Below are 22171 nucleotides of genomic sequence, written 5' to 3' on the forward strand. Positions count from 1 at the left end.
ACAGGAGAGACGCACATGGCAGGCATCTGGTTCGACGATATGGAAGTGGGGCAGGTGATCGACCATCCGATCCGCCGCACGGTGACCGAGACGGACAATGTCATGTTCACCTGCATGACCCACAATCCGGCGCAGCTGCACCTCGACGAGGAATATATGAAGGGGACCGAATTCGGCACCCGGATCGTCAATTCGTGCTTCACGCTGTCGGTGATGGTCGGGATTTCGGTCAACGACACCACGCTGGGCACCGCGGTCGCCAATCTGGGATGGGACGAGGTGCGCTTTCCCAAGCCGCTGTTCCACGGCGACACCATCAACATACAGACCGAGATCGTGGCGCTGCGCGAGAGCAAGTCACGCCCCGAAGCGGGCATCGTTACCTTCGAGCATCGCGCGTTCAACCAGCACGGCGACCTGGTGGCCAGCTGCAAGCGCAGCGGTCTGCAGCGCAAGCGCCCGGTCGACGGCTAGGCGGAGGGGACTTCCTGGCCGAACTGGACGAGGACCGCACCAATCACTTCGATTCGATGACAATGTTACAGCAACTGTAACAATCCAAAGCCGCAGATTTCCGGGCATTCCGCGGCTTCGCGCATTACGAAAAGAAGACAATATTTCAGTTTTGTTGCAATCTCCCTCAAGGTGTGTCTATAATGACCCCAAGAGAGAGGAGAATTGTACGATGTTGATCGAGGCAATCATCGCGAGCGCAATGATGTTTCAGGGCGGGCAGTCGACCATTCCGCTCCAGCCCGAAATCGAGGCGCAACCGGTCGCGCAGGTCCGGACGCTCGAGGATCCGGCAGAGCTGCTCAATCTCGGGGTTACCCTGATGCAGGCCGGTGAAATCGATGCCGCGCGTCTCGCGTTCGAGAAGGTGCGCGACATGCGGGTGGACTATACGCTCGAGACAACCGACGGGCGCTGGGTCGAACCTGAAGTGCTCGCCCAGCAGGGCCTCGCGATGCTCAATCGCGAGCGGATCGCCAGCCGCTAGACGCCCCTGCCTTCAAGACAGTTGCGCCGCCGCCGGTGCCTTTTGAACCTGCCCAGGCCGAAAGGCATCGTGCGGCGGTAAACCGTTGCTAAATCGAGACAACCGACGGGAACCGATTATTCGCCTGTCACTGCGCTGTCATGTATGATGCGCAAGGCGACAGGACGGAGGGCTCGATGATTCTCGGGACATCGGGTCGGCTGGCCGCCTTTGCGGCGCTGACCCTGCTAACGGCCCCGGCACGGGCCGATGTTATGGAAATCGGTGACGATGGCGCGCGCTGGATCGCGGGCCAACGGGCGGGCATGCCTGCTGCAGGTCTGGAAATGACCGCCGCGCAGGCCGCCGCGCTCGGCGGCGCGACCGGTGACATCGTCTCGCTCGACGGGACGGACATGGTCGCGAGCCTGCCTGCGCATATCGCATCCGATCCGCGTATCACCGCCCGCGCGGTGCCCGCGGGCTACCAAGCGAAGGTCGCCGAACTTTCCGCCCGATTCGATCTCAGCCCCAGTCTTATCGAAGCGCTCGTGTGGCAGGAAAGCCGCTGGCGCGAGAATGCCGTGTCGCCGGTCGGCGCGCGCGGCCTCGCGCAGCTGATGCCGGGGACCGCCCGCGATCTGGGCGTCGACCCGAACGATCCCTTCGCCAATCTGGAGGGTGGGGCACGCTATCTTCGCGAACAGCTCGACCGTTTCGACGGCGATCTGGAGAAAGCGCTCGCCGCCTATAATGCGGGCCCGGGGCGCGTGATCCGCGCGGGCGGCGTGCCGCGCATCCGCGAGACGCAGCTTTACGTGGCGGCCATCATGGGCCGCCTCGCCAATCATTCCCGGAACGACTAAAGGTATGCAGATGAAATTGCTTTCCCGCCTTGCTGCGCTGATCGCGCTCGCTTCTCCTTCGGCCGTGCTGGCCCAGGTGCAGCAGCAGGACCCGGCCGGTTCGGGCCCGATCGTCAACGCGCTGGCGTGGCTGCAGGGCACGCTGCTGGGCAACGTCGCCACCGCCGTCGCCGTGATGGCGGTGGCCGCTGTGGGCTTCATGATGCTGACCGGCCGGATGAACTGGCGCTTCGGCGCGACCGTGATCATCGGCGTGTTCATCCTGTTCGGCGCGACCTCGATCGTCACCGGCATCCAGGCCGCAGCAGGCTAGGGCAGGGGAGGGAGCACCGGTCATGGATCAGCTCGTTCGCCACCCGGTGCACCGCGCACTGACCCGCCCGCAGATGTTCGCGGGCGTCACGATGAACTATTTCATCATCAATATCGGCGTGACGACCGAGGTGTTCCTTATCACCGGCAGCTGGCTTGCCCTGCCGGTGGCCGTGGCGATGCACGGTGTGGGTTACTTCGCCTGCATGCGCGAGCCGCGGATTTTCGACCTGTGGATCACCAAGGTCAGCAAATGCCCGCGGATCAAGAATTACAAGCGGTGGGGCTGCAACAGCTACGCTGCCTGACACGCAGCCGACCTAGGAGGGTCGACGCATGAGCAAATGGAAAGGTGCCGCCGCCTGGAGCGCGAAGGAAGCCCGTGTGGGCGACCGGCTGCCTTTTGCGCGCCTGGTCGACGAGAACGCGCTGCTGCTGCGCGACGGTTCGCTGATGACGGCGATCCAGGTGCCCGGCCTGCTGTTCGAGACCGAGGATACCGAAGCGCTCAACGCCCATGCCGCGACGCGCGAGGTGATGCTGCGCAGCACGCTCGACAGCCGCTTCGTCATGTACCACCACGTGATCCGCCGCCGGGTCGAGGTGGAGCTGGACGCGGAGTTCGAAGACCCGCTCGCCGCCCATATCGACGCGCGGTGGAAGGAACGTCTCGGCTCGGGCGCGCTGTTCATCAACGACCAGTTCGTGACGCTGGTGCGCCGCCCCGCGCGCGGCAAGGCGGGCTGGGTCGAAAAGGCGAGCAAGGCGCTGAACAGCCGCAAGAAGGACGCGGTCGAGGTCGATCCCAAGGACCTGCGCAGCTTGCGCGCCGCGGCGACGGGCCTCGTCGCCTCGCTCCAGCCCTACGGCGCGGCGCTGCTCGGCGATTACACCGGGCCCAAGGGCTACGTGAATTCCGAAATCCTCGAGCTGCTGTCAGCGCTCTATAACGGCGAGATGCGCCCCGTGCGCCGTCCGGCCGAGGATCGCGATATCGGCCACATGCTGCCCTATCGCCGCGCCAGCTTCGGGATCGACGCAATGGAGCTGCGCGGCTCGGGCGATCCCGATTTTGCCGCGATGCTCAGCCTCAAGGACTATCCCGACGCGACCAGCCCGGGCCTGCTCGATAGCCTGCTGCGCCTGCCCTACGAAATGGTCGTCTCGGAAAGCTACGCCCCGGCAGAGCGGACCACCGCGCGCGAGCGGATGGATCTGGCGATCCGGCGCCTGCGCTCGGTCGATGAGGAAGCGCAGGCAGAGCGCAACGACATGATGGCCGCGCGCGATGCGCTGGGCAACGGCGCGGTCGGCTTCGGCGATCACCACCTCTCGGTACTGGTGCGCGAACGCACGCTGCCCCGGCTCGATGATGCGACCGCCGCGTGCTCCGCCGCGCTGGCCGATACCGGCGCCATCGTGGTGCGCGAGGATACCAATCTGGAGCCCGCGTTCTGGGCACAGTTCCCCGGCAACGAACAGTATATCGTGCGCCGCGCGATGATCTCTTCGGCCAATATGGCGAGCTTCGGCAGCCTGCACGGCTTCGCGCTAGGGCAGGCCGAGGGCAACCACTGGGGCGAAGCGGTGACGCTGCTGGAAACGACCAGCGCGACGCCGTTCTTCTTCAACTTCCACAATGGCGACCTGGGCAATTTCTCGGTCATCGGGCCGTCGGGTTCGGGCAAGACCGTGGTGATGAACTTCCTCGCCGCGCAGGCGCAGAAGTTCAATCCGCGCACCATTCTGTTCGACAAGGACCGCGGCGCGGAGCTGTTCGTGCGCGGGATCGGCGGGCGCTATGATCGGATCTATGCGGGCGAGCCTTCGGGCTTCAATCCGCTGTCGCTGCCCGACACGCCCGCAAACCGCGCCTTCCTTCGCGACTGGCTCGGCGTGATGCTGAAGGCCGAGGGGCCCGAGGAACTGCAGACCGTCAGCCACGCGGTCGATGCGGCGTACGAGAACGATGCGAGCCTGCGCCGGCTGCGCAATTTCCGCGAACTGCTGAGCGGCACGCGCCGCCCCGAGGCGGGCGATCTTGCCGACCGCCTCTCCGCCTGGATCCACGGCGGCGAACATGCCTGGCTGTTCGACAACGAGACCGACGAGCTCGACCTGGAGCGCAAGACGCTCGGCTTCGACATGACCGCGCTGCTCGAAAACCCGCGGCTGCGCACGCCGACGATGATGTACCTGTTCCACCGGATCGAGGAGCGGCTCGACGGTGAGCCGACCATGATCCTGATCGACGAGGGCTGGAAGGCGCTCGACGACGAAGTCTTCGCCGCGCGCATCCGCGACTGGCTGAAGACGCTGCGGAAACGCAATGCGCTGGTCGGGTTCGCAACGCAGAGCGCGCGCGATGCGCTCGAAAGCCGTATCTCCACCGCGCTGGTCGAACAGACCGCGACGATGGTGTTCATGCCCAACAGCCGTGCCAGGCCCGAAGATTACTGCGACGGGTTCGGCCTGACGCAGCACGAGCTCGCGCTGATCCGCACGCTGCCCGCGCACAGCCGCTGCTTCCTCGTGCGCCAGCCCGACGCGAGCGTGGTCGTCCGCCTCGACCTGTCGGGTGCGCCCGAGGTACTCACCATCCTCTCGGGCCGCGAGAGCAGCGTGCGCCGGCTCGACCTGCTGCGCGAGGCGGTGGGCGACGATCCCGCCGACTGGTTCCCCGCGCTCACCGGCCACGCCTGGCCGGGTGGCAAGAAGGACGACGACAGCGCTGCGGTGCTGCCGTTCAAGCAGGCCGCCGAATGACCCCTTCCGCATCATGCGATCTGGCGATGTCCGAAGCCGCCGGCGGCGTTGCCGCCGCACTGGAGGCGGTCAATTGCGTCGCGGCCGAAGTGACCGGCGCCACCTTCGGGCGACTCTTCGCCCCCGGCGGCGCGCTCGTGACCGTGCTCACGATCCTGCTGACACTCTACGTGGCGTTCTTCGCGCTGCAACTGGTGACGGGGCGCAGCACGCTGGGGGTCAGCACGCTGACGCCCAAGATGCTGCGGATCGGCCTCGTGCTGACCTTCGTCACCAGCTGGGTCGCCTATCAGGCGGTGTTCTGGAACATCTTCGTCGACGGGCCGGACTGGCTGGCGAGTGTTCTGACCGGAGACGACGGCTCGGCCACGCAGACCTTCGCGACCAAGGTCGACGTCGTCTTCGCCGCGGTCCAGCAGGCGAGCGAGGGACAGACCGACATCCAGGCCTTCTCGCCTCCGGGCATGCTGTGGATGGGCGCGTTGCTGTTCATGCTCGGCACGGTCGGCCTGCTGGTGACGACGCGGATCGCACTCGCGCTGCTGGTCGCGCTGGGGCCGATCTTCCTCGTCATGGCGCTGTTCGACGGCACGCGTGGGCTCTTCGTTGGCTGGCTCAAGGGGCTGACCATGATGGCGCTGACCCCGCTCTTCGCGGTGCTGGGCGGCAGCATCATGCTCGAAATGTCGGTGCCCATCCTTGCCGCGCTCAATATGACACCGGGCGACATTCCCGCACGCGCGGCGATGGCGTTCTTCATGATCGGCGCGGTGCATGTCGCGCTGATGGCGATGGCACTGAAGGTGATGACGACGATGGTGTCGGGCTGGACCGTCTTCGGCCTCGCCAACAGCGACGGCGAGAAGGGGCGGGGGAGCTCGACCATGAGCGCACCGACGCCCGCACCTGCCGCAGCCAGCGCCTACAACACCTCCACCGCTTCGCAGCCGGCCGCGTCGAGCGCTGCGCGCCGTACGGCGGTCGTCGCCGCGACGCCGGTTGCGGCGAACGATGCGGGCGGCAGCGGCGGCGGCGGGTCGGGCGGAGCGCGCGTCACGAACGTCTACGCCACCTCTTCAGGCAGCGGACAGCAGGGCGCGACTAGCAAGGCGGCCTCGCGTACCAACGGCCTCGGCATGAAATTCAAGGGCGCGCCCGCCACCGGCAAGACGCCGCGCCAAACGGAGAAAGTGAAATGATCCGCGCGTTTCCCCCCGCGCTCTTCTGCCTCGCATTGATGACCGCGAGCCCCGGCCACGCGCAGGACCCGCGCCTGGTCGAACGGCTTTACGATCCTGACGAGGTCGTCGTGATCCAGGGCAAGACCAAGGTCCAGGCGACAATCGAATTCGGCGAGGGCGAGTCGATCGAGAACGTCGCCATCGGCGATTCCAACGCCTGGCAGGTCACCCCCAACCAGCGCGCCAACCTGCTGTTCGTCAAACCGCTGCAGCCCAGCGCCCAGACCAACATGACCGTGGTCACCAACCGCCACACCTACCTGTTCGATCTGGTCGCAAGTCCTCGTGCCAAGCCGCTGTATGTGCTGCGTTTCACCTATCCCGAGCCGCCGCCCGAAGAGGTCGAGCTTGCGGAGAACGCGGCCGGCGAAGCCAATGCGCTCGAACTCGCCGCTGCGACCGATCCGCTGGCGGTGATCGATCCGGCGATGCTCAACTTCAAGTGGCAGGCCGAGGGCGAGGCCGAATTGCAGCCCGACGAGGTCTACGACGACGGGCGCTCCACCTATCTTCGCTGGAACCAGGATCGTCCGGTGCCCGCGATCTTGATCGAGAATTACGAAGGCGAAGAAGGCCCGGTCAATTCGACCGTGCGCGGCGATACGGTGATTGTCGATGGCGTGCCGAAGCAGATCATCCTGCGCTCGGGTCGCGAAAAAGCCACACTGGTGAACAATGGTCCGGTCCGGGCAACCGCTGCGAGCGGTCCGGTCGGCGGCGGCCGCTAATCGCGGCACGTCAGAAAGAGGGAAGCACGGATTATGCGTCTCGCGATGAAAATGGCCCCCAAGGGTCCCAAGAGCGGTAACGGCGATGGCCAGGCTGCAAACGATGCGCGCGACGACGATCCGCGCGAAAGCGAAAGCGCGGAGATCATCGATCTCGCCAGCCGTAGCGCGTTTCCGGCCGTCGCCGCCAAGAAGGGCGGCGACAGCATGGGAATGGTCGCAGGGATCGCGATCGTCGCCGCGCTCGGCCTCGTGACGCTCTGGAGCATGAGCAGCGCGCGGCTCGACCCGTCGGATGCCGCTGCTGCCGACGCCGCGACCCGCGGGCCTGTTCGCGACACCTCGCCTGCCAAGGTGACGGTCGATCCGGCACCGACCAACGCGGTAACGGGAACCCCGCAGCAGGTCGTCCGCGTCGATCCCGCGCCTTCGCCGGTCCTGTCGAACAATCCCAATGCCATGCCGGGCACGATGGCCAACCCGAACAACAGCCCGACGATCGTATTCGATGCCTCGGGCAAGGCGGTCGCCTCGGTGCCGGCCGCTGCGATGCCCGAAGCGATGGGTAGCGAAGGCGCGGCTGCCGCCGGAAGCTCGGCAGGCGATTTCGCCAGCCGCGTGGGCGGCGTTGGCGGTGGCCCGGCGCAGGCGAAGGCGATGACCAATCCCGCGACGACGGTGACGCAGGGCACGCTGATCCCGGCGATCCTCGAAACCGCGATCGACACCGACGTGCCCGGCTACGTCCGCGCGGTGGTGAGCCAGGATGTGAAGAGCTTCAACGGCAAGAACGTGCTGATCCCGCGCTCCAGCCGACTGATCGGGCAGTACCAGTCCGGCCTGCAGGCAGGGCAGAAGCGCGCCTACGTGATCTGGACCCGCGTGATCCGCCCCGATGGGGCGAGCGTGAACCTCCAGTCGCCGGGGATCGGTTTCGACGGCACTACCGGCCTGCCGGGCGATGTCGACAGCCGCTTCTTCCAGCGCTTCGGTTCGGCCATGCTGCTCTCGGTCGTCGGCGGTCTCTCTGCCATCGGCTCGGGCGGCGCGTCGGTCGTGATCGGCGGCGGCGGTCAGGCGGCTGCGGCTGCGGCAGCGCAGCAGGACGGCCAGCTCGGTCCGGTCGTGCGTGTGCGCCAAGGCGAGCCGATCCGCGTCTTCACCGCGCGCGACCTCGATTTCTCGGGCGTCTGATCGGGCAGTCTTGGCCAGCGATTCGCAGACCATGGGCGCCGACCTTCAGAGCGTGACCCCGGTGCAGGCACCGGACAGGCAGCCCGAGCCGCTCGACCCGCAGGCGCGGGAACGAAGCGTCTATCTCGAGGCCTATCTCGCCCCCTTCCGCGAATGGCTGGATCGCGACACGGTGACCGAAATCATCGTGAACCGCCCGGGCGAGGTCTGGGTGGAAGATGCCGCGCAGCCCGGCGGGATGCAGCGGATCGAGACCGACAAGATCACCGACATCCTCGTCCAGCGGCTGGCCGAACAGGTCGCGCGGGTCAGCCACCAGGGGATCAATCGCGAGCATCCGCTGCTCGGCGCGACACTGCCCGACGGTGCGCGCGTGCAGTTCTGCGGCCCCCCGGCGAGCCGCAAGCACTGGGTGATGGCGATAAGGCGTCACCGCCGGCTCGACCTGCCGCTCGACGCCTATGACACCGGCCCGCTGAAGAAGCAGGCACGGGCGGAGATGCCCGATGCGCAGGCGGAGCCGATCGCATTCCTGCGTGAGGCGATCCTCCAGCGGCAGACCATCCTGATCTCGGGCGGGACCAGCACCGGGAAGACGACCTTCCTCAACGCCATGCTCGGTGAAATCCCGGAAGACCAGCGCGTGGTGCTGGTCGAGGATACGCCCGAGCTCAAGCTTCCGGGCGAAAACGGCGTCGGCCTCGTCGCGGTGAAGGGCGAGCTGGGCGAGGCGAAGGTGACCGCCAACGAATTGCTTCAGGCGGCCTTGCGCCTGAGGCCCGACCGGATCGTGTTAGGCGAATTGCGGGGCGCGGAAAGCGTCAGCTTCCTGCGCGCCATCAACACCGGCCACCCGGGCAGCTTCTCCACCGTCCACGCCAATTCGCTGCACGGTGCGCTGGAACAATTGTCGCTGATGGTCATGCAGACCGGCATCGGGCTGAGCCGCAAGGACATCATCGCCTATGCCGCCAGCGTGATCGACGTGTTCGTGCAGCTCGGCCGCGGGTCGGACGGCAAGCGCGGGATCGCGGAGATCGCGCGCGCAAGCGATCTGCTGAAATCCGAGGAGTGGTGAGCGCCGGCAGCCAGTCGGCGGACTTTCCCGTCCTGCGATCGCCGGATAGACGCAAGCACGAAACCCCCACCCGTCCTCACGCGTAGGACAGGCAAAAGCCTAGCAAGCGAGATCTCCGATACGATGCAGTCCCCGCTGAGCGCCAATGCGAGCCGCGATTCGAGCATGCGCTTCTTCAACCGCGAGCTCAGCTGGCTGGCATTCAACGATCGCGTGCTGGCCGAGGCATGCAATGCCGATTATCCGTTGCTCGAGCGGCTGCGGTTCCTCTCCATCTCGGGCAGCAATCTCGACGAATTCATGATGATCCGCGTCGCCGGACTCGTCGGGCAGGTTCAGCGGGGGATCGAGAAACCGTCGGTCGATGGCCTCACGCCCGCGCAGCAGCTGTCCGAAGTTCGCACGCGTCTTGCCCACCTGAACGAACGCCAGCAGGGAATTTTCCGCGATCTGCGCGAAATGCTGGCCGAGGCCGGGATCCACATGGCGGACGACCGGCGCATCGACCGTGCGGCGCATGAATGGCTGCGGCAGCATTTCCTCGACGAGATCATGCCGGTGATTACGCCGCAGGCGCTCGATCCCGCGCATCCGTTTCCCTTCATCTCGAACGAAGGTCTCGGCATCCTGTTCACCGTACGGCGCAAGGATATCAAGACCAACGCGGACGAAGAGCTGGTCGAAATGGTGCTCATCCCCTCGGCCCTTCCGCGCTTCCTGCGCGTGCCGGGCGACGAGGCGATCTATATCGGGATCGAGAACCTCATCACCCGTTTCGCCGAGCATCTGTTTCCAGGTTTCGAGATGGTCGGCAGCGGCGTCTTCCGCGTGCTGCGCGACAGCGACATCGAGATCGAGGAAGAGGCCGAAGACCTCGTGCGCACCTTCCGCAGTGCGATCCAGCGGCGCCGCCGGGGGCAGGTCATCCAGCTCGAACTGGAAGAGGACTTCGATCCGACCGCCGAGGCGCTGCTGCGCGACCGGCTGGCGACGCCGGGCGCCTCCTTCGTCAAGATCGACGGCATGCTGGGCATGGCAGGCCTCTCCTGCATCGCGAAGGAAGACCGGCCCGATCTCAAGTTCGATGCCTACTCGCCGCGCTATCCCGAGCGGATTCGCGAACATGATGGCGATTGCTTCGCCGCGATCCGCGAGAAGGACATCGTCATCCACCACCCCTATGAAAGCTTCGACGTGGTGGTCGATTTCATCCGCCAGGCGGCGGGCGATCCGAATGTCGTCGCGATCAAGCAGGCGCTCTATCGCGCGGGCACGCAGTCCGAAGTGATCGAGGCGCTGGTGGAGGCTGCGGAGAACGGCAAGTCGGTGACCGCCGTGGTCGAGCTGAAGGCGCGCTTCGACGAGGAGCAGAACCTCTACTGGGCGAACAAGCTGGAGCGGGCGGGCGTCCAGGTGATCTACGGCTTCGTCGACTGGAAGACGCACGCCAAGGTGGCGATGGTCGTGCGGCGCGAGGACGACGGCTTTCGCACCTACTGCCATTTCGGGACCGGCAATTATCATCCGGTCACCGCCAAGGTTTACACCGATCTGAGCTATTTCACCGCCGATCCCCGCTTCGGCCGCGATGCGGCCAAGCTGTTCAATTTCGTGACCGGCTATGTCGAGCCGCACGAGACCGAGATGCTCTCGATCAGCCCCATCGATCTGCGCGAAACGCTCTATGCGCGGATCGACGAGGAGGCGGAGAACGCGCGGCAGGGCAAGCCTTCGGGCATCTGGGCCAAGCTCAACCAGCTTACCGACGCCGGCATGATAGAGCGGCTCTATGCGGCGAGCGAGGCGGGGGTCGAGATCCAGCTGGTGGTGCGCGGAATCTGCAACCTGCGCCCGGGGATCGAGGGCCTGTCGGAGAATATCCGGGTCAAGTCGATCATCGGGCGCTTCCTCGAACACAGCCGCATCTACGCCTTTGCCAACGGTGCGCCGATCCCGGGCAAACAGACCCGCGTCTATATCTCGAGCGCGGACATGATGGAGCGCAATCTGGACCGGCGGGTGGAGCAGCTGGTGCCGATCGCGAACCGCACCGTGCACGACCAGATCCTGCAGCAGGTCCTGCTCGCCAATCTTCTCGACACCGAACGCAGCTGGATCCTTCAGCCCGACGGAACTTACGAGCGCGCGGAGCCGGGGCAGAAGCCGTTCAACTGCCACCGCTATTTCATGACCAACCCGTCGCTTTCGGGGCGGGGCGGATCGCTGGAGGCGGGGGACGTACCCAAACTCGCATTGCGACGGGGAGCTGCCTGATGGGCCGGAAGAACAAGCACGATCGCGGCCGGATCGCGGGTTCCTATCCGCATGGCGCGATCATCGACATCGGATCGAACACGGTTCGCCTCGTCATCTATGGCGGACCGCCGCGCGCGCCCGCCGTGCTGTTCAACGAAAAGGTGACCGCGCGGCTCGGCCGCGACCTCGACAAGAACGGATTGCTGGCGGACGAGGCGGTCGATCTGGCGATGGTCGGGCTGGAGCGTTTCGCGCTGATCCTTGCCGATCTCGACGTCGAAAGAGTGGATACCGTGGCGACAGCCGCGGTTCGCGATGCCGAGAACGGGGAGAACTTTCTCGCGCGTGTCCGCTCACTCGGCCTCGAACCCCGGCTCCTCAGCGGCCTGGACGAAGCCACGGTCAGCGCGGAAGGCGTGCTGGGTGCGTTCCCGAGGGCGAGCGGCATCGTCGCCGATATTGGTGGCGGCAGCCTGGAACTCGTGCCGGTCGATGGCGGCACGGTGGGCGACGGGTGCAGCTTGCCTGCCGGCACTTTGCGGCTGCCCAGCCTCGGCGGCGGCGACACGGACAAGCTGCGCGACAAGCTGAAGAAGATGGTGGGCAAGAATGCGCCCGCCATGGTGGAGGGTGGCGATCTCTACCTCGTCGGCGGGACCTGGCGCGCGATGGCGGGCTTCGCGCGGGCGCAGATCGATTACCCGCTGACCGATCCGCACGGCTTCACGATGACGCGCGACGAAGCGGCAGCGCTGGCCAAGACGCTCGCCAAGACCGATGTCGAGACGATCAAAGCCATCCCGCGCGTATCGTCCTCGCGCGCCGACAGCCTGCCACTGGCAAGCCATCTGCTGCACGTGTTGCTCAAGCATTACGACCCCGAGCGCATCGTCATCTCCGCATGGGGCCTGCGCGAAGGGCTGATGATGCGGCGGATAGACAGGCACCGGCTTGCGCAGGACCCGCTGCTGGCGGGGACCATGGATTTTGCCGAGAGCCGCGGGGTATCGCCGCTGCAGGCGACGCGTGTGGCCGGCTGGACGGTCGATACGGTCAGCTCGCGGCGCCCGGGTGCCGAACGGCTGCGCTTCGCGGCGATCCTGCTCGGCATGGCGGCGATGCAGACCGAGCCGAACCTGCGCGTCGACCAGGGCGTGGACTGGGCGCTGCACAAGCGCTGGATCGCGATTTCGCCGGAGGGGCGCGCAATGCTCGCAGCCGCCATCCAGGCCAATTCGAACGAGCTCGACCTGCCTGAATCGCTTACCACGCTCGCCTCCGAGGCCGCGCTGGCAGAGGCGATTAGCTGGGGGCTGAGCCTGCGGCTGGCGCGGCGGCTGGGCGCGGGCTCTGCCCGCTCGCTCGAGGCGACGCGCCTGACGCGCGAGGACGGCGCGCTGGTCCTCACGCTCGCGAAGAGCCATGCCGCACTCTACGGCCCGTCCGCCCAGCGCGATCTCGCGCTGCTGGCCGACCATCTGGGGCTGGAGCCGAAGATGAAAGTGAAGGGCGAGAAGAAGCTGCCCGAAATGGGCGAGGCCGCGCTCTCGCTCGACCAGCCGATGAAGGGCTAGCGCCGGCAGCTCAGCGTCTGTCGCCCGCAAAGGGCGAGAAATCGGTGTCGGTGTCGAAAATCTCGACGCCTTCCTCGCGCTTGAGCCAGCCCACGGCGAGGTAGGTGAAAGGGGTGAGGGCAGCCTCCCACACGGTCTTGATGAGCCATTGCGAGATCACGACCTGCCACAGCAGTTCGGGCGGCCATCCGGCGAGGCCGTAGAAGGCGAGCGGGTAGAAGATCAGGCTGTCGAGGCCCTGGCCCACAATCGTGGAGCCGATCGTGCGGGTCCACAGCGCCTTGCCCCCGGTCCAGACCTTCATCTTGGCGAGCACGAAGCTGTTGGCGAATTCGCCCGCCCAGAAGGCGATCATCGAGGCGGCGACGATGCGCCAGGTATTGCCGAAGACCTTTTCGTAGTCCTCCTGCCCGTCCCACCCGTCGGCGGCGGGCAGCGAAACGACGGCCCAGGCCATGAAGGCCATGAAGAGAAGCGCGGCAAACCCGGTCCAGATGACGCGCCGTGCGCGGGCGTAGCCATAGACTTCGGTGAGCACGTCGCCGATGATGTAGCTGACCGGGAAGAAGAGCACGCCCGCGCCGAAGCTCCATTCGGTGCCACCGGGCAGGGTGACGTAACTCGGCTTGGCCGCGCCGATCAGATTGGACAGCAGCAAAATCGTGACGAAAGCCGCCATCACGCGGTCGTAATGCTTGAAGCGGGGCGGGCCGGCACCGTCCGCTTCGGGCCTCGCCACCGGCCTCGTTTCGTCCCTGCGCGTGCTGTCCCCCATGGCGTGCGCATAACCCGGTTTTGATCGCGCGCAAAGGTGGCTATGCGGGTGCCGCGCGCGCCCTTAGCTCAGCTGGATAGAGCACGGGACTTCTAATCCTGAGGCCGCAGGTTCGAATCCTGCAGGGCGCGCCAACATCGTCGGGCGCGATAACCATCAATCGCGGAACCCCACGACATGCATCCGGTTGAAGGTGCAAGACCATCAATGGAGACATGCCGTGAGCAATGCCCAAGCCATTTTCGACCGTCTCAAGCAGGATCACGACCGCCATCGCGCGCTGCTCGACCGGCTCCTCGACACACATGGCGACAGCCCCGAGCGCGAGCGGCTGTTCACCGAGCTGACGAAGGAGCTGAAGAGCCACGCGGCGGCCGAAGAGCAGGCGCTCTATTCGACCATGCTGCGCAAGCCGCCGACCACCGACGAGACGCGCCATTCGGTCGCCGAGCATCACGAGATCGACGAGATGCTCAACGATCTCGCGGCGACGGACATGAGCGAGGGCGCGTGGCTGCAGAAGTTCAAGACCTTCGACCACGATTATCGCCATCACATCGACGAGGAAGAGGAAGACCACTTCCCCGACTTCAAGGAATATCTCGACAAGGCTGACGTCGAGCATATGGCCGAGGTGTTCGAACGCCGGAAGAACGAAGAAAAGGCCGCCGCCGAGGTGACGCCCGAGAAGCAGGAAGACGCAAAGGAATAGTGACAAGCCGAGGGGGTAGAACCGAACTCAAACGGGCCGTCACGGCCGGTGAAGGGGAAGACGCGTCGGTCGAGCCGGGCGTCTGGCGCTACGCGATTGCGGATCGGATGGCGGTCGTCATCGATGGGGAGGATTACTTCGCCCACGTCCATGACGCGATGTACAATGCCTCCACCCAGATCGTGCTGATCGGCTGGGATTTCGACACGCGCATATCGCTGCGACGGGGCGAGGAATGGGAGAACGGCGGTGCCGATCGCCCGGCCAAGCTGGGCGAGTACCTCACCTGGCTGGTCAAGCGCAGCGACACGCTCGATATTCGCATCCTGAAATGGGGCCTGTCGTGGGTCCAGTTCCTCAAGCGCGGGCGCATGGCCTACGACATTGCGCGGATGTGGATGGTCGACGGGATCAGTTTCCGGTTCGACAGCCGCCATCCCACCGGATGCAGCCACCACCAGAAGATCGCGGTTTTCGACCGGCAGCTGGCGGTGTGCGGCGGCATCGACCTGACCTACGACCGGTGGGACACGCGCGGCCACCTGGAAGACGACCCGCGCCGGGTGAACTGGCCGGGCAGCACCCACGGCCCTTGGCATGACATCACCGTGATGATGGAAGGACCGATCGCCGGCGCGCTGTTCGACCTGTGCGATACGCGCTGGCAGGTGGCGGGCGGCGATCCGCTCGACCGACCCGAGCCGCCCGCGAAGAGCCCGTGGCCCGACGGGCTTGCCGCCACGTTCGAGGATGTCGAGATCGGGCTGGCGCGAAACCGGGTGGCGCATGGCGAAGTCACCGAGGTGAAGGAGGTCGAAAACCTCTTCATCGAGCATATCGCGCGGGCCCGGCGCTTCATCTATATCGAGAACCAGTATTTCACCTCGCGCAAGATCGCCGAGGCGATCGCCGCGAGGCTGAGCGAGCCGAAACCGCCCGAAATCGTCATTGTCCATCCGCGGCATGCCGATGGCTGGCTGGAACAGCAGGCGATGGACCACGCGCGCGATCTTGTCGCCGAAGCGGTCGAAGCGGCGGACCGGGGCGAATTTTTCGAAATCTACGTGCCCTATACGGGTGAAACGCCGATCTACGTCCACGCCAAGCTGATGATCGTCGACGACGAGATCCTGCGGATCGGGTCCTCCAATCTCAACAACCGATCGCTGGGACTCGACAGCGAATGCGATACGGTGCTCGACGCGACGCGGCGGCACAATTCGGGGCGGGGGCTGGAAGATCGCATCCGCGCCATCCGTGTCTCGCTGCTGGCGGAGCATTGCGGGGTCGACGAGCCGCAAATGGAGGTCGCGCTGGAAGCCCACGGCACGATGCAGCGCGCAATCTCCGCGCTCGGTTCTACCGGCCGCCTGACCCTGCGGCCCTACGTGCCGCCGACCAAGAGCGAATTCGAGGAATGGCTCGCGCAATCGGCAATGCTCGATCCCGAAGAGCCCTCGGGTATCTTAAGGCCATTTGCGCGCGGCGGACTTTTCGGCAAAGGCGGTCGGCTCAGGCGCCTGCGGGATAAGGCCAAAAGGAAATTGTTGCGATGAGTAGTCTGGTCGGTCCCGACGAGGACCGTGAGAATGGTAAGCCAGCCGTCCCCGAGCACGTGCAGGATGCGATCCGCACCCTGATCGAGTGGACCGGCGACGATCCCGCGCGCGAGGGGCTGCTTGACACGCCCAAGCGCGTGGCGCGGGCGTGGAAGGAATATTGCCAGGGTTATGGCGAGGACCCCTCGGTCCACCTCAGCCGCGTGTTCGAGGAAGTGGGCGGCTACGACGATATCGTTCTGCTCAAAGACATTCCCTTCCAGTCGCATTGCGAACATCACATGGCGCCGATCATCGGGGTGGCGCACATCGCCTATCTGCCGACCGATTTCGTCGTCGGCATTTCGAAACTGGCGCGGGTGCTTCACGGCTATGCACGTCGGCTGCAGGTGCAGGAACGGCTGACGGCCGAGGTGGCGCGCTGCATCTGGGACAACCTCAAGCCCGAAGGCGTCGCCGTGGTGATCGAGGCGACCCATGCCTGCATGACCGCGCGCGGCGTGCGGACGCCGGGCGTCACCATGGTGACGAGCCGGATGATGGGCGTGTTTCGCGACGATCCGCGCAGCCGCGAGGAAGTGCTGAGCCTGATGGGGCACTGAGCGCGCGCCGAAGCCGCGCGCTAGCCCTTGGGGCCGATGCCTTCGGCGAGGATCGAATTGGCGATCTGCACGGCCCGGTCGGCCGCGCGCGTCGAACCATCGGCAGCGTCGTCGTTCTCGTTCCATACGGCATAGCGCAGGCCGAGAAACACGTTCATTCCCATGATCGCCCACGCATGGGCCTCTTCGATATCGTCGCGTAGCTGGTTCTCGGACGCACCCTCGCGCAGGCGGCCGAGGATGCGTTCGGCCGTCTTTTCATAATGCGTGCGATAGCTTTGCGGGTCGACGAACTCGGCTTCGTCGATGATCCGGTAGATTTCCTTGTGTTCGCGCGCGAAGGCCATGAAGGCGGACAGCGCGGCACGCTCCGTCTCGAGGGCGTCGAGGTCGCGCTCTGCCAGGCGTTCTGACGCCGCGCGGCGCACCCCGTCGCTGAGGTCGCGCACCAGGTCGCGGAAGATCGCCTCCTTGCTCTCGAAATAGGTGTAGAAGCTGCCGAGCGCCACGCCGGCGCGCCGGGTGATCGAGGCGATCGATGCTTCGTGGAAACCACGCTCTCCGAATTCGCTGGTCGCTGCATCGAGCAGCTTTCTGCGCGTGCGCCGCCCCCGCTCGGTGGCGGGCGGGGCAGGGCTGGTTTGGGGTTCGATCTGCGCCATGTCGACCTCAGCCTATGGAAAGAGCGGGCAGGCGACAAGCGAGAACTTGAAACATGGTTCAGGTTTCAATATGATGGCTCGCATAAACAAAACCTTTGGGAAGGGATCTGTGATGCGTAGCTCCAAGAGAGACATGTTCGGCGTGCGTGCGGGGTTGTTGACCGGAGCCGCGCTGGCCGCGTGTCTCGCAGCACCGGCAGCCGCTCAGGACCAGGCGGACGACAGCCCGCCGGTCGCCGAATCGAGCGATGGTGACGGCGCCGTGATCACCGTGACGGCGCGCCGGCGCGAGGAGCGGCTCACCGACGTTCCGATCGCGATCACTGCCTTTTCGGGCGAGCAGCTCGAACAATCGGGCGCGATCGACATCATCGACATTGCCCAGACCACGCCGAGCGTCACGCTCGAGGCGTCGCGCGGCACCAATTCCACGCTCACCGCCTTCATCCGCGGGGTCGGTCAGCAGGATCCTGTCGCCGGGTTCGAAGCGGGCGTGGGCATCTATCTCGACGACATCTACCTCAACCGCCCGCAGGGCGCGGTGCTCGAAATCTACGATGTGGAGCGGATCGAGGTTCTGCGAGGGCCGCAGGGCACACTCTACGGCCGCAACACGATCGGCGGCGCGATCAAGTACGTGACGCGCAGGCTGGGCGACGAGCCGCGATTGAAGCTGCGCGCGACCTACGGCACCTACGACCAGGCTGATCTGACCGCGAGTTTCGCGATGCCGCTGGGCGATAGCGGCTTTGCGATCGGCGGCGGCGGCGCGGTCCTGACCCGCTCTGGCTTCGGCGAGAACCTGACCACCGGGCAGGACAACTACAACAAGGATATCCGCGCGATCCGGGGCACGATCGAATATGATCGCGGGCCCGTGTTCGTGCGCCTGTCGGGCGACTATACCGACGACAACAGCAACACGCGCGGCGGCCATCGCCTGATCCCGGGGCTGGTGAGCGGCACGCCGCCGCTCGACGATGTCTACGATTCGCGCGGTGCGCTCGTCGATCCGCAGCAGGATGTCGAAGCCTATGGCGGCTCCCTGTTCGTCGAGGTCGCGGCAGGCGACGCGGTGACGCTGCGGTCGATCACCGGCTACCGCAAGGACGACAGCGCAACGCCGATCGATTTCGACGCGCTTCCCGCCGTCGATGTCGACGTGCCCGCGTTCTACAACAATGAACAGTTCAGCCAGGAACTCCAAGCGCTGATCGACTTCGACGGCTTCAACGCGCTGCTCGGGGTCTATTACCTCGATGCCAGCGCCCGCACGGTTTTCGACGTCCGGCTGCCGGGCGGAGTGACGGCCCTCACCTTCGGCGATGTCGGCACCGAAACCTACGCGGTCTTCGCCGATGCGACCTATGACTTCACCGACCAGCTCAGCCTCTCGGTCGGCGGGCGCTATACCTGGGACGAGCGCGATTCGACGATCAACCGCGCGGTGTACCTGGGTGGCGGATCGCCGTTCTTCGGCGGCACGGGCACGCTGTTCCTGCAGCAGACCGACTTCCAGGGCACGCGCGATTTCGAACGCTTCACCCCGCGTGCCTCGATCAGCTTCGAACCGAATGAGGACAATCTGCTCTACGCCAGCTATTCCAAGGGCTTCAAGGGTGGCGGGTTCGACCCGCGCGGCGTGGGCACGGCGGCACCCGACCTCAACGGCAACGGCGTCGGCGGGGCCGGCGGCGACCAGGAAGACATCTTCAACTTCTTCACCTTCGATCCGGAAACGGTCGACGCCTACGAGATCGGTTACAAGGCATCGCTGTTCGACCGGCGCCTCAATGTCGCGCTGGCGGCGTTCCGTTCCGACTATACCGACGTGCAGATCCCCGGTTCGGTCGGCGCGACGGTGAATGGCCAGCAGACCTTCATCGGCATCACCACCAATGCGGGCGAGGCGCGCATCCAGGGGATCGAGTTCGAAGGCAATGCCACGCTGGCGCACGATTTCGCGGGCCCCGGCAGCCGCGTCGGCCTTGCAGGCTCGGCTGGCTATCTCGATGCCGAGTACAAGCAGTTCATCGATTCGCGCGGAATCGACGTGGCCGATCGGCGCGCGTTCCAGAACACCCCCGAGTTCACGGCCAGCGGCACGCTGAGCCTGTCGTTGCCGGTGGGCGAAGGCTCTGTCGATGCGAGTGCGACGGCTGCCTATCGCAGCAGCACGCAGCAGTTCGAACTGCAGAACGCGCTGCTCGATCAGCCGGGCTTCACGCTGTTCGACGCGAACATCGTCTACCACGCTCCCGGCGACCGCATCACGGTCGGGCTGCATGGGCGCAACCTGTTCGACAAGCGTTACATCGTGTCGGGCTACAACTTCCTCGCGCAGGATCCGGACACGGGTGCGTTCATCCCCAACCCTGCGACCAACAGCCCCTACACCTCGACGCTGGGGACCGAAGGCATCCTGACCGCCTATTACGGCAATCCGCGCCAGGTCTTCGTGACCGTGGGGCTGAGCTTCTAGGCGACAGCGGGCCTCTTCGTCGGATGCGAAAAGGGCGGCCGCTTCATCGAAGCGCGCCGCCCTTTTTCGTATCCTTGGTAAGACCTAGAGCTGCGTGAGCATGTGCTCCGCGCTCGAGACCGAGAAATCGCCCGGCTTCTCGACATTGAGCTTGCGGACCTGGCCATCCTCGACCAGCATCGAATAGCGCTGGCTGCGGCGGCCCATGCCGAAGTTCGACCCATCCATCGTCAGGCCGACCGCTTCGGCAAAATCGCCGTTGCCGTCTGCAAGCATGGTCACGTCGCCGCTGCCGTCGGCCTTCTGCCAGGCGGCCATCACGAAGGGGTCGTTGACCGAGATACACGCGATCTCGTCCACGCCCTTGTCCTTCAGTTCCTTCGCCTTCTCCGAAAAGCCCGGGAGATGCTTCGCGGAGCAGGTCGGAGTGAAGGCGCCCGGCACTGCAAACAGCGCAACCTTGCGTCCGGCGAAAAATTCGCGCGTGTCGAGCTGTTCGGGGCCGCTCTCTCCAACCTTGGAAATCTTTACCTGCGGAAGCGTGTCGCCTTCTGAAATCTTCATCTGCTTTGTCCCGTTCTGCTGTGTGGGTGGCATTCCTTTGGCGGTCTCTCGCGGTCTCGGCAATCCTCTGCGAGGAGGCTCGTCGCGCCGGACGCGCTCAAGACTCATACGGATCGCCTGCGCTTTCTTTCCCGCATCGCCCGGCTTTTGCGTCTGTCCAGCGGATTTGCGGCACCACCTGTGGCGCTATCGGGCGTCAGGGCGCTTGCAGATATAAAGAAGTCTTTATATTGGCATCACCACACACGCAGGCGGCCCGGCCGCCTATGAAGAGACATCACCCCCCGGGTTCCCTGCGCCTGCCAGGCGTATGCCCACAAAATCCAAAGGAGCAAGCATGGCTACCAAGGAACAGGACTACATCGTCGCGGACATCGACCTCGCGGATTACGGCCGCAAGGAAATCGAGATCGCCGAAACCGAAATGCCGGGCCTGATGGCGCTGCGCGAGCAGTATGGCGAGAGCAAGCCGCTCAAGGGCGCGAAGATCGCCGGTTCGCTGCACATGACGATCCAGACCGGCGTGCTGATCGAGACGCTGGTCGAGTTGGGCGCGGATGTGCGCTGGACGACCTGCAACATCTACTCGACGCAGGATCACGCCGCGGCCTACATCGCCGACAAGGGCATTCCGGTCTTCGCGATCAAGGGCGAAACGCTCGCCGACTACTGGGACTACGTCGCCAAGATCTTCGACTGGGGTGACGAGCCCTGCAACATGATCCTCGACGATGGCGGCGACGCCACGATGTTCGCCCTGTGGGGCGCGCGCATCGAGGCGGGCGAAGAAATGCCGTCGCCGAAGAACGAGGAAGAGCGCGAAATGCAGCGCGCCCTCAAGGCCTTCATCGAACGCAAGCCCGGCTACCTGACCAAGACGGTCGAGACCATCCGCGGCGTGTCCGAAGAGACCACCACGGGCGTCAACCGCCTCTACCAGCTGTCGAAGGCCGGCAAGCTGCCGTTCCCCGCGATCAACGTGAACGACTCCGTCACCAAGTCGAAGTTCGACAACAAGTACGGGTGCAAGGAATCGCTGGTCGACGGCATTCGCCGCGGCACCGACGTGATGATGGCCGGCAAGGTCGCCTGCGTCGCGGGCTACGGCGATGTCGGCAAGGGCTCGGCAGCCTCGCTGGCCGGTGCCGGCGCGCGCGTCATGGTCACCGAAATCGACCCGATCTGCGCCCTGCAGGCCGCGATGGACGGCTTCGAAGTCGTGACGATGGAAGAGGCGACCAAGCGCGCCGACATCTTCGTCACCACCACCGGCAACAAGGACGTCATCACCGTCGACCACATGCGGGCCATGAAGGACATGGCGATCGTCGGCAACATCGGCCACTTCGACAACGAGATCCAGGTCGAAGGCCTGGCCAACATGAAGTGGACCGAGATCAAGCCGCAGGTCGACATGGTCGAATTCCCCGACGGCAAGCGGATGATCCTTCTCTCGAAGGGCCGCCTGCTCAACCTCGGCAACGCGACCGGCCACCCCAGCTTCGTGATGAGCGCCAGCTTCACCAACCAGGTGCTGGCCCAGATCGAGCTCTATACGAAGGCCGATCAGTACGACAACGCCGTGCACGTTCTGCCCAAGCACCTCGATGAAGAGGTCGCCGCGCTTCACCTCCAGAAGCTCAACGTGCAGCTGACCGAGATGAGCGACGAGCAGGCGGACTACGTCGGCATTCCGAAGGAAGGGCCCTACAAGCCCGAACACTACCGCTACTAAGCGCTAGTTCAGCGATATCGCGGGGAAATCCTCGCGTAATGAGGGCCCGGCGTGGTTGCCAAGCGACCATTGCCGGGCCTAGCTGA

20 protein-coding genes and 1 tRNA gene are annotated in these 22171 nt (G+C 65.5%); 18 read left to right on the forward strand and 3 right to left on the reverse strand.

What is annotated here, in order from left to right:
* The first annotated feature begins 15 nt into the window (after positions 1–15).
* From DL238_RS09470 to DL238_RS09525, 12 genes are all read left to right on the forward strand, one after another.
* Positions 16–474: a MaoC family dehydratase gene (locus DL238_RS09470; RefSeq protein ID WP_115492031.1), complete on the forward strand. Its 459-nt coding sequence runs from the start codon at positions 16–18 to the stop codon at positions 472–474.
* Between the two features lie 211 nt (positions 475–685).
* The gene (locus tag DL238_RS09475) at positions 686–1000 is read left to right on the forward strand and encodes a hypothetical protein (protein ID WP_115492032.1); all 315 of its coding nucleotides are present in this window, start codon (positions 686–688) and stop codon (positions 998–1000) included.
* A gap of 176 nt (positions 1001–1176) precedes the next feature.
* On the forward strand, positions 1177–1845 hold the full coding sequence (locus DL238_RS09480) for a lytic transglycosylase domain-containing protein (RefSeq protein WP_234031027.1): 669 nt from the start codon (positions 1177–1179) through the stop codon (positions 1843–1845).
* 4 nt (positions 1846–1849) lie between these two features.
* On the forward strand, positions 1850–2158 hold the full coding sequence (locus tag DL238_RS09485; RefSeq protein ID WP_115492034.1) for a TrbC/VirB2 family protein: 309 nt from the start codon (positions 1850–1852) through the stop codon (positions 2156–2158).
* Between the two features lie 22 nt (positions 2159–2180).
* Entirely contained in the window at positions 2181–2465 is a 285-nt protein-coding gene (locus DL238_RS09490; RefSeq protein ID WP_115492035.1) for a type IV secretion system protein VirB3, read from the forward strand.
* A gap of 28 nt (positions 2466–2493) precedes the next feature.
* On the forward strand, positions 2494–4923 hold the full coding sequence (locus DL238_RS09495) for a VirB4 family type IV secretion/conjugal transfer ATPase (RefSeq protein ID WP_115492036.1): 2430 nt from the start codon (positions 2494–2496) through the stop codon (positions 4921–4923).
* On the forward strand, positions 4920–6122 hold the full coding sequence (locus tag DL238_RS09500) for a type IV secretion system protein (protein WP_115492037.1): 1203 nt from the start codon (positions 4920–4922) through the stop codon (positions 6120–6122). The genes DL238_RS09495 and DL238_RS09500 overlap by 4 nt, the downstream gene beginning before the upstream one ends.
* Positions 6119–6892, forward strand: coding sequence for a TrbG/VirB9 family P-type conjugative transfer protein (locus DL238_RS09505; protein WP_115492038.1), 774 nt, complete (start codon positions 6119–6121; stop codon positions 6890–6892). Before DL238_RS09500 ends, DL238_RS09505 begins: the two co-directional genes overlap by 4 nt.
* A gap of 45 nt (positions 6893–6937) precedes the next feature.
* Complete coding sequence (locus tag DL238_RS09510) at positions 6938–8086, forward strand: TrbI/VirB10 family protein (RefSeq protein ID WP_115492862.1); 1149 nt, start codon at positions 6938–6940, stop codon at positions 8084–8086.
* A 31-nt stretch (positions 8087–8117) separates the two neighbouring features.
* Entirely contained in the window at positions 8118–9164 is a 1047-nt protein-coding gene (gene virB11, locus DL238_RS09515; protein WP_115492863.1) for a P-type DNA transfer ATPase VirB11, read from the forward strand.
* A gap of 123 nt (positions 9165–9287) precedes the next feature.
* On the forward strand, positions 9288–11438 hold the full coding sequence (locus tag DL238_RS09520) for an RNA degradosome polyphosphate kinase (RefSeq protein WP_115492039.1): 2151 nt from the start codon (positions 9288–9290) through the stop codon (positions 11436–11438).
* Positions 11438–12994, forward strand: a complete 1557-nt coding sequence (locus DL238_RS09525) for a Ppx/GppA family phosphatase (protein ID WP_115492040.1) — start codon at positions 11438–11440, stop codon at positions 12992–12994. The genes DL238_RS09520 and DL238_RS09525 overlap by 1 nt, the downstream gene beginning before the upstream one ends.
* Positions 12995–13004: 10 nt before the next feature.
* On the opposite strand, the gene DL238_RS09530 is transcribed toward DL238_RS09525, so the two are convergent.
* The gene (locus DL238_RS09530; RefSeq protein ID WP_234031028.1) at positions 13005–13769 is read right to left on the reverse strand and encodes a queuosine precursor transporter; all 765 of its coding nucleotides are present in this window, start codon (positions 13767–13769) and stop codon (positions 13005–13007) included.
* Positions 13770–13826: 57 nt separating this feature from the next.
* Between DL238_RS09530 and DL238_RS09535 the strand changes: the two genes are divergently transcribed.
* The 4 genes from DL238_RS09535 (at position 13827) to folE (ending at position 16642) form a co-directional block, all read left to right on the forward strand.
* Positions 13827–13903, forward strand: a tRNA-Arg gene (locus DL238_RS09535).
* A gap of 86 nt (positions 13904–13989) precedes the next feature.
* A complete protein-coding gene (locus tag DL238_RS09540; protein WP_115492042.1) occupies positions 13990–14481 on the forward strand; it encodes a hemerythrin domain-containing protein in 492 nt (163 codons plus the stop codon).
* A gap of 107 nt (positions 14482–14588) precedes the next feature.
* Positions 14589–16037, forward strand: coding sequence for a phospholipase D-like domain-containing protein (locus tag DL238_RS09545; protein ID WP_199801317.1), 1449 nt, complete (start codon positions 14589–14591; stop codon positions 16035–16037).
* Entirely contained in the window at positions 16034–16642 is a 609-nt protein-coding gene (gene folE / locus DL238_RS09550; RefSeq protein WP_115492044.1) for a GTP cyclohydrolase I FolE, read from the forward strand. The genes DL238_RS09545 and folE overlap by 4 nt, the downstream gene beginning before the upstream one ends.
* Positions 16643–16662: 20 nt before the next feature.
* Here folE and DL238_RS09555 read toward each other — a convergent pair whose 3' ends face one another.
* Positions 16663–17304 (reverse strand): TetR/AcrR family transcriptional regulator, encoded by a 642-nt coding sequence (locus DL238_RS09555; protein WP_115492045.1) that lies wholly within the window; start codon positions 17302–17304, stop codon positions 16663–16665.
* Positions 17305–17416: 112 nt separating this feature from the next.
* On the opposite strand from DL238_RS09555, the gene DL238_RS09560 reads away from it, so the two are divergent.
* A complete protein-coding gene (locus DL238_RS09560) occupies positions 17417–19786 on the forward strand; it encodes a TonB-dependent receptor (protein ID WP_234031029.1) in 2370 nt (789 codons plus the stop codon).
* A gap of 84 nt (positions 19787–19870) precedes the next feature.
* On the opposite strand, the gene DL238_RS09565 is transcribed toward DL238_RS09560, so the two are convergent.
* Positions 19871–20350, reverse strand: a complete 480-nt coding sequence (locus tag DL238_RS09565; RefSeq protein ID WP_115492047.1) for a peroxiredoxin — start codon at positions 20348–20350, stop codon at positions 19871–19873.
* A gap of 337 nt (positions 20351–20687) precedes the next feature.
* Here DL238_RS09565 and ahcY point away from each other — a divergent pair, with 337 nt between their 5' ends.
* Positions 20688–22085: an adenosylhomocysteinase gene (gene ahcY, locus DL238_RS09570; RefSeq protein WP_115492048.1), complete on the forward strand. Its 1398-nt coding sequence runs from the start codon at positions 20688–20690 to the stop codon at positions 22083–22085.
* Positions 22086–22171 lie beyond the last annotated feature (86 nt).

This window comes from Alteriqipengyuania lutimaris, from assembly GCF_003363135.1.
Taxonomy (GTDB): Bacteria; Pseudomonadota; Alphaproteobacteria; order Sphingomonadales; family Sphingomonadaceae; genus Alteriqipengyuania; species Alteriqipengyuania lutimaris.

Coding starts and splice junctions, on each gene's coding strand:
- DL238_RS09485 (WP_115492034.1), top strand. CDS start 1,850: ATGCAGATGAAATTGCTTTCCCGCCTTGCTGCGCTGATCGCGCTCGCT.
- DL238_RS09470 (WP_115492031.1), top strand. CDS start 16: ATGGCAGGCATCTGGTTCGACGATATGGAAGTGGGGCAGGTGATCGAC.
- DL238_RS09565 (WP_115492047.1), bottom strand. CDS start 20,350: ATGAAGATTTCAGAAGGCGACACGCTTCCGCAGGTAAAGATTTCCAAG.
- DL238_RS09495 (WP_115492036.1), top strand. CDS start 2,494: ATGAGCAAATGGAAAGGTGCCGCCGCCTGGAGCGCGAAGGAAGCCCGT.
- DL238_RS09520 (WP_115492039.1), top strand. CDS start 9,288: ATGCAGTCCCCGCTGAGCGCCAATGCGAGCCGCGATTCGAGCATGCGC.
- DL238_RS09475 (WP_115492032.1), top strand. CDS start 686: ATGTTGATCGAGGCAATCATCGCGAGCGCAATGATGTTTCAGGGCGGG.
- DL238_RS09500 (WP_115492037.1), top strand. CDS start 4,920: ATGACCCCTTCCGCATCATGCGATCTGGCGATGTCCGAAGCCGCCGGC.
- ahcY (WP_115492048.1), top strand. CDS start 20,688: ATGGCTACCAAGGAACAGGACTACATCGTCGCGGACATCGACCTCGCG.
- folE (WP_115492044.1), top strand. CDS start 16,034: ATGAGTAGTCTGGTCGGTCCCGACGAGGACCGTGAGAATGGTAAGCCA.
- DL238_RS09560 (WP_234031029.1), top strand. CDS start 17,417: ATGCGTAGCTCCAAGAGAGACATGTTCGGCGTGCGTGCGGGGTTGTTG.
- virB11 (WP_115492863.1), top strand. CDS start 8,118: ATGGGCGCCGACCTTCAGAGCGTGACCCCGGTGCAGGCACCGGACAGG.
- DL238_RS09525 (WP_115492040.1), top strand. CDS start 11,438: ATGGGCCGGAAGAACAAGCACGATCGCGGCCGGATCGCGGGTTCCTAT.
- DL238_RS09510 (WP_115492862.1), top strand. CDS start 6,938: ATGAAAATGGCCCCCAAGGGTCCCAAGAGCGGTAACGGCGATGGCCAG.
- DL238_RS09490 (WP_115492035.1), top strand. CDS start 2,181: ATGGATCAGCTCGTTCGCCACCCGGTGCACCGCGCACTGACCCGCCCG.
- DL238_RS09480 (WP_234031027.1), top strand. CDS start 1,177: ATGATTCTCGGGACATCGGGTCGGCTGGCCGCCTTTGCGGCGCTGACC.
- DL238_RS09530 (WP_234031028.1), bottom strand. CDS start 13,769: ATGGGGGACAGCACGCGCAGGGACGAAACGAGGCCGGTGGCGAGGCCC.
- DL238_RS09545 (WP_199801317.1), top strand. CDS start 14,589: ATGGCGGTCGTCATCGATGGGGAGGATTACTTCGCCCACGTCCATGAC.
- DL238_RS09555 (WP_115492045.1), bottom strand. CDS start 17,304: ATGGCGCAGATCGAACCCCAAACCAGCCCTGCCCCGCCCGCCACCGAG.
- DL238_RS09505 (WP_115492038.1), top strand. CDS start 6,119: ATGATCCGCGCGTTTCCCCCCGCGCTCTTCTGCCTCGCATTGATGACC.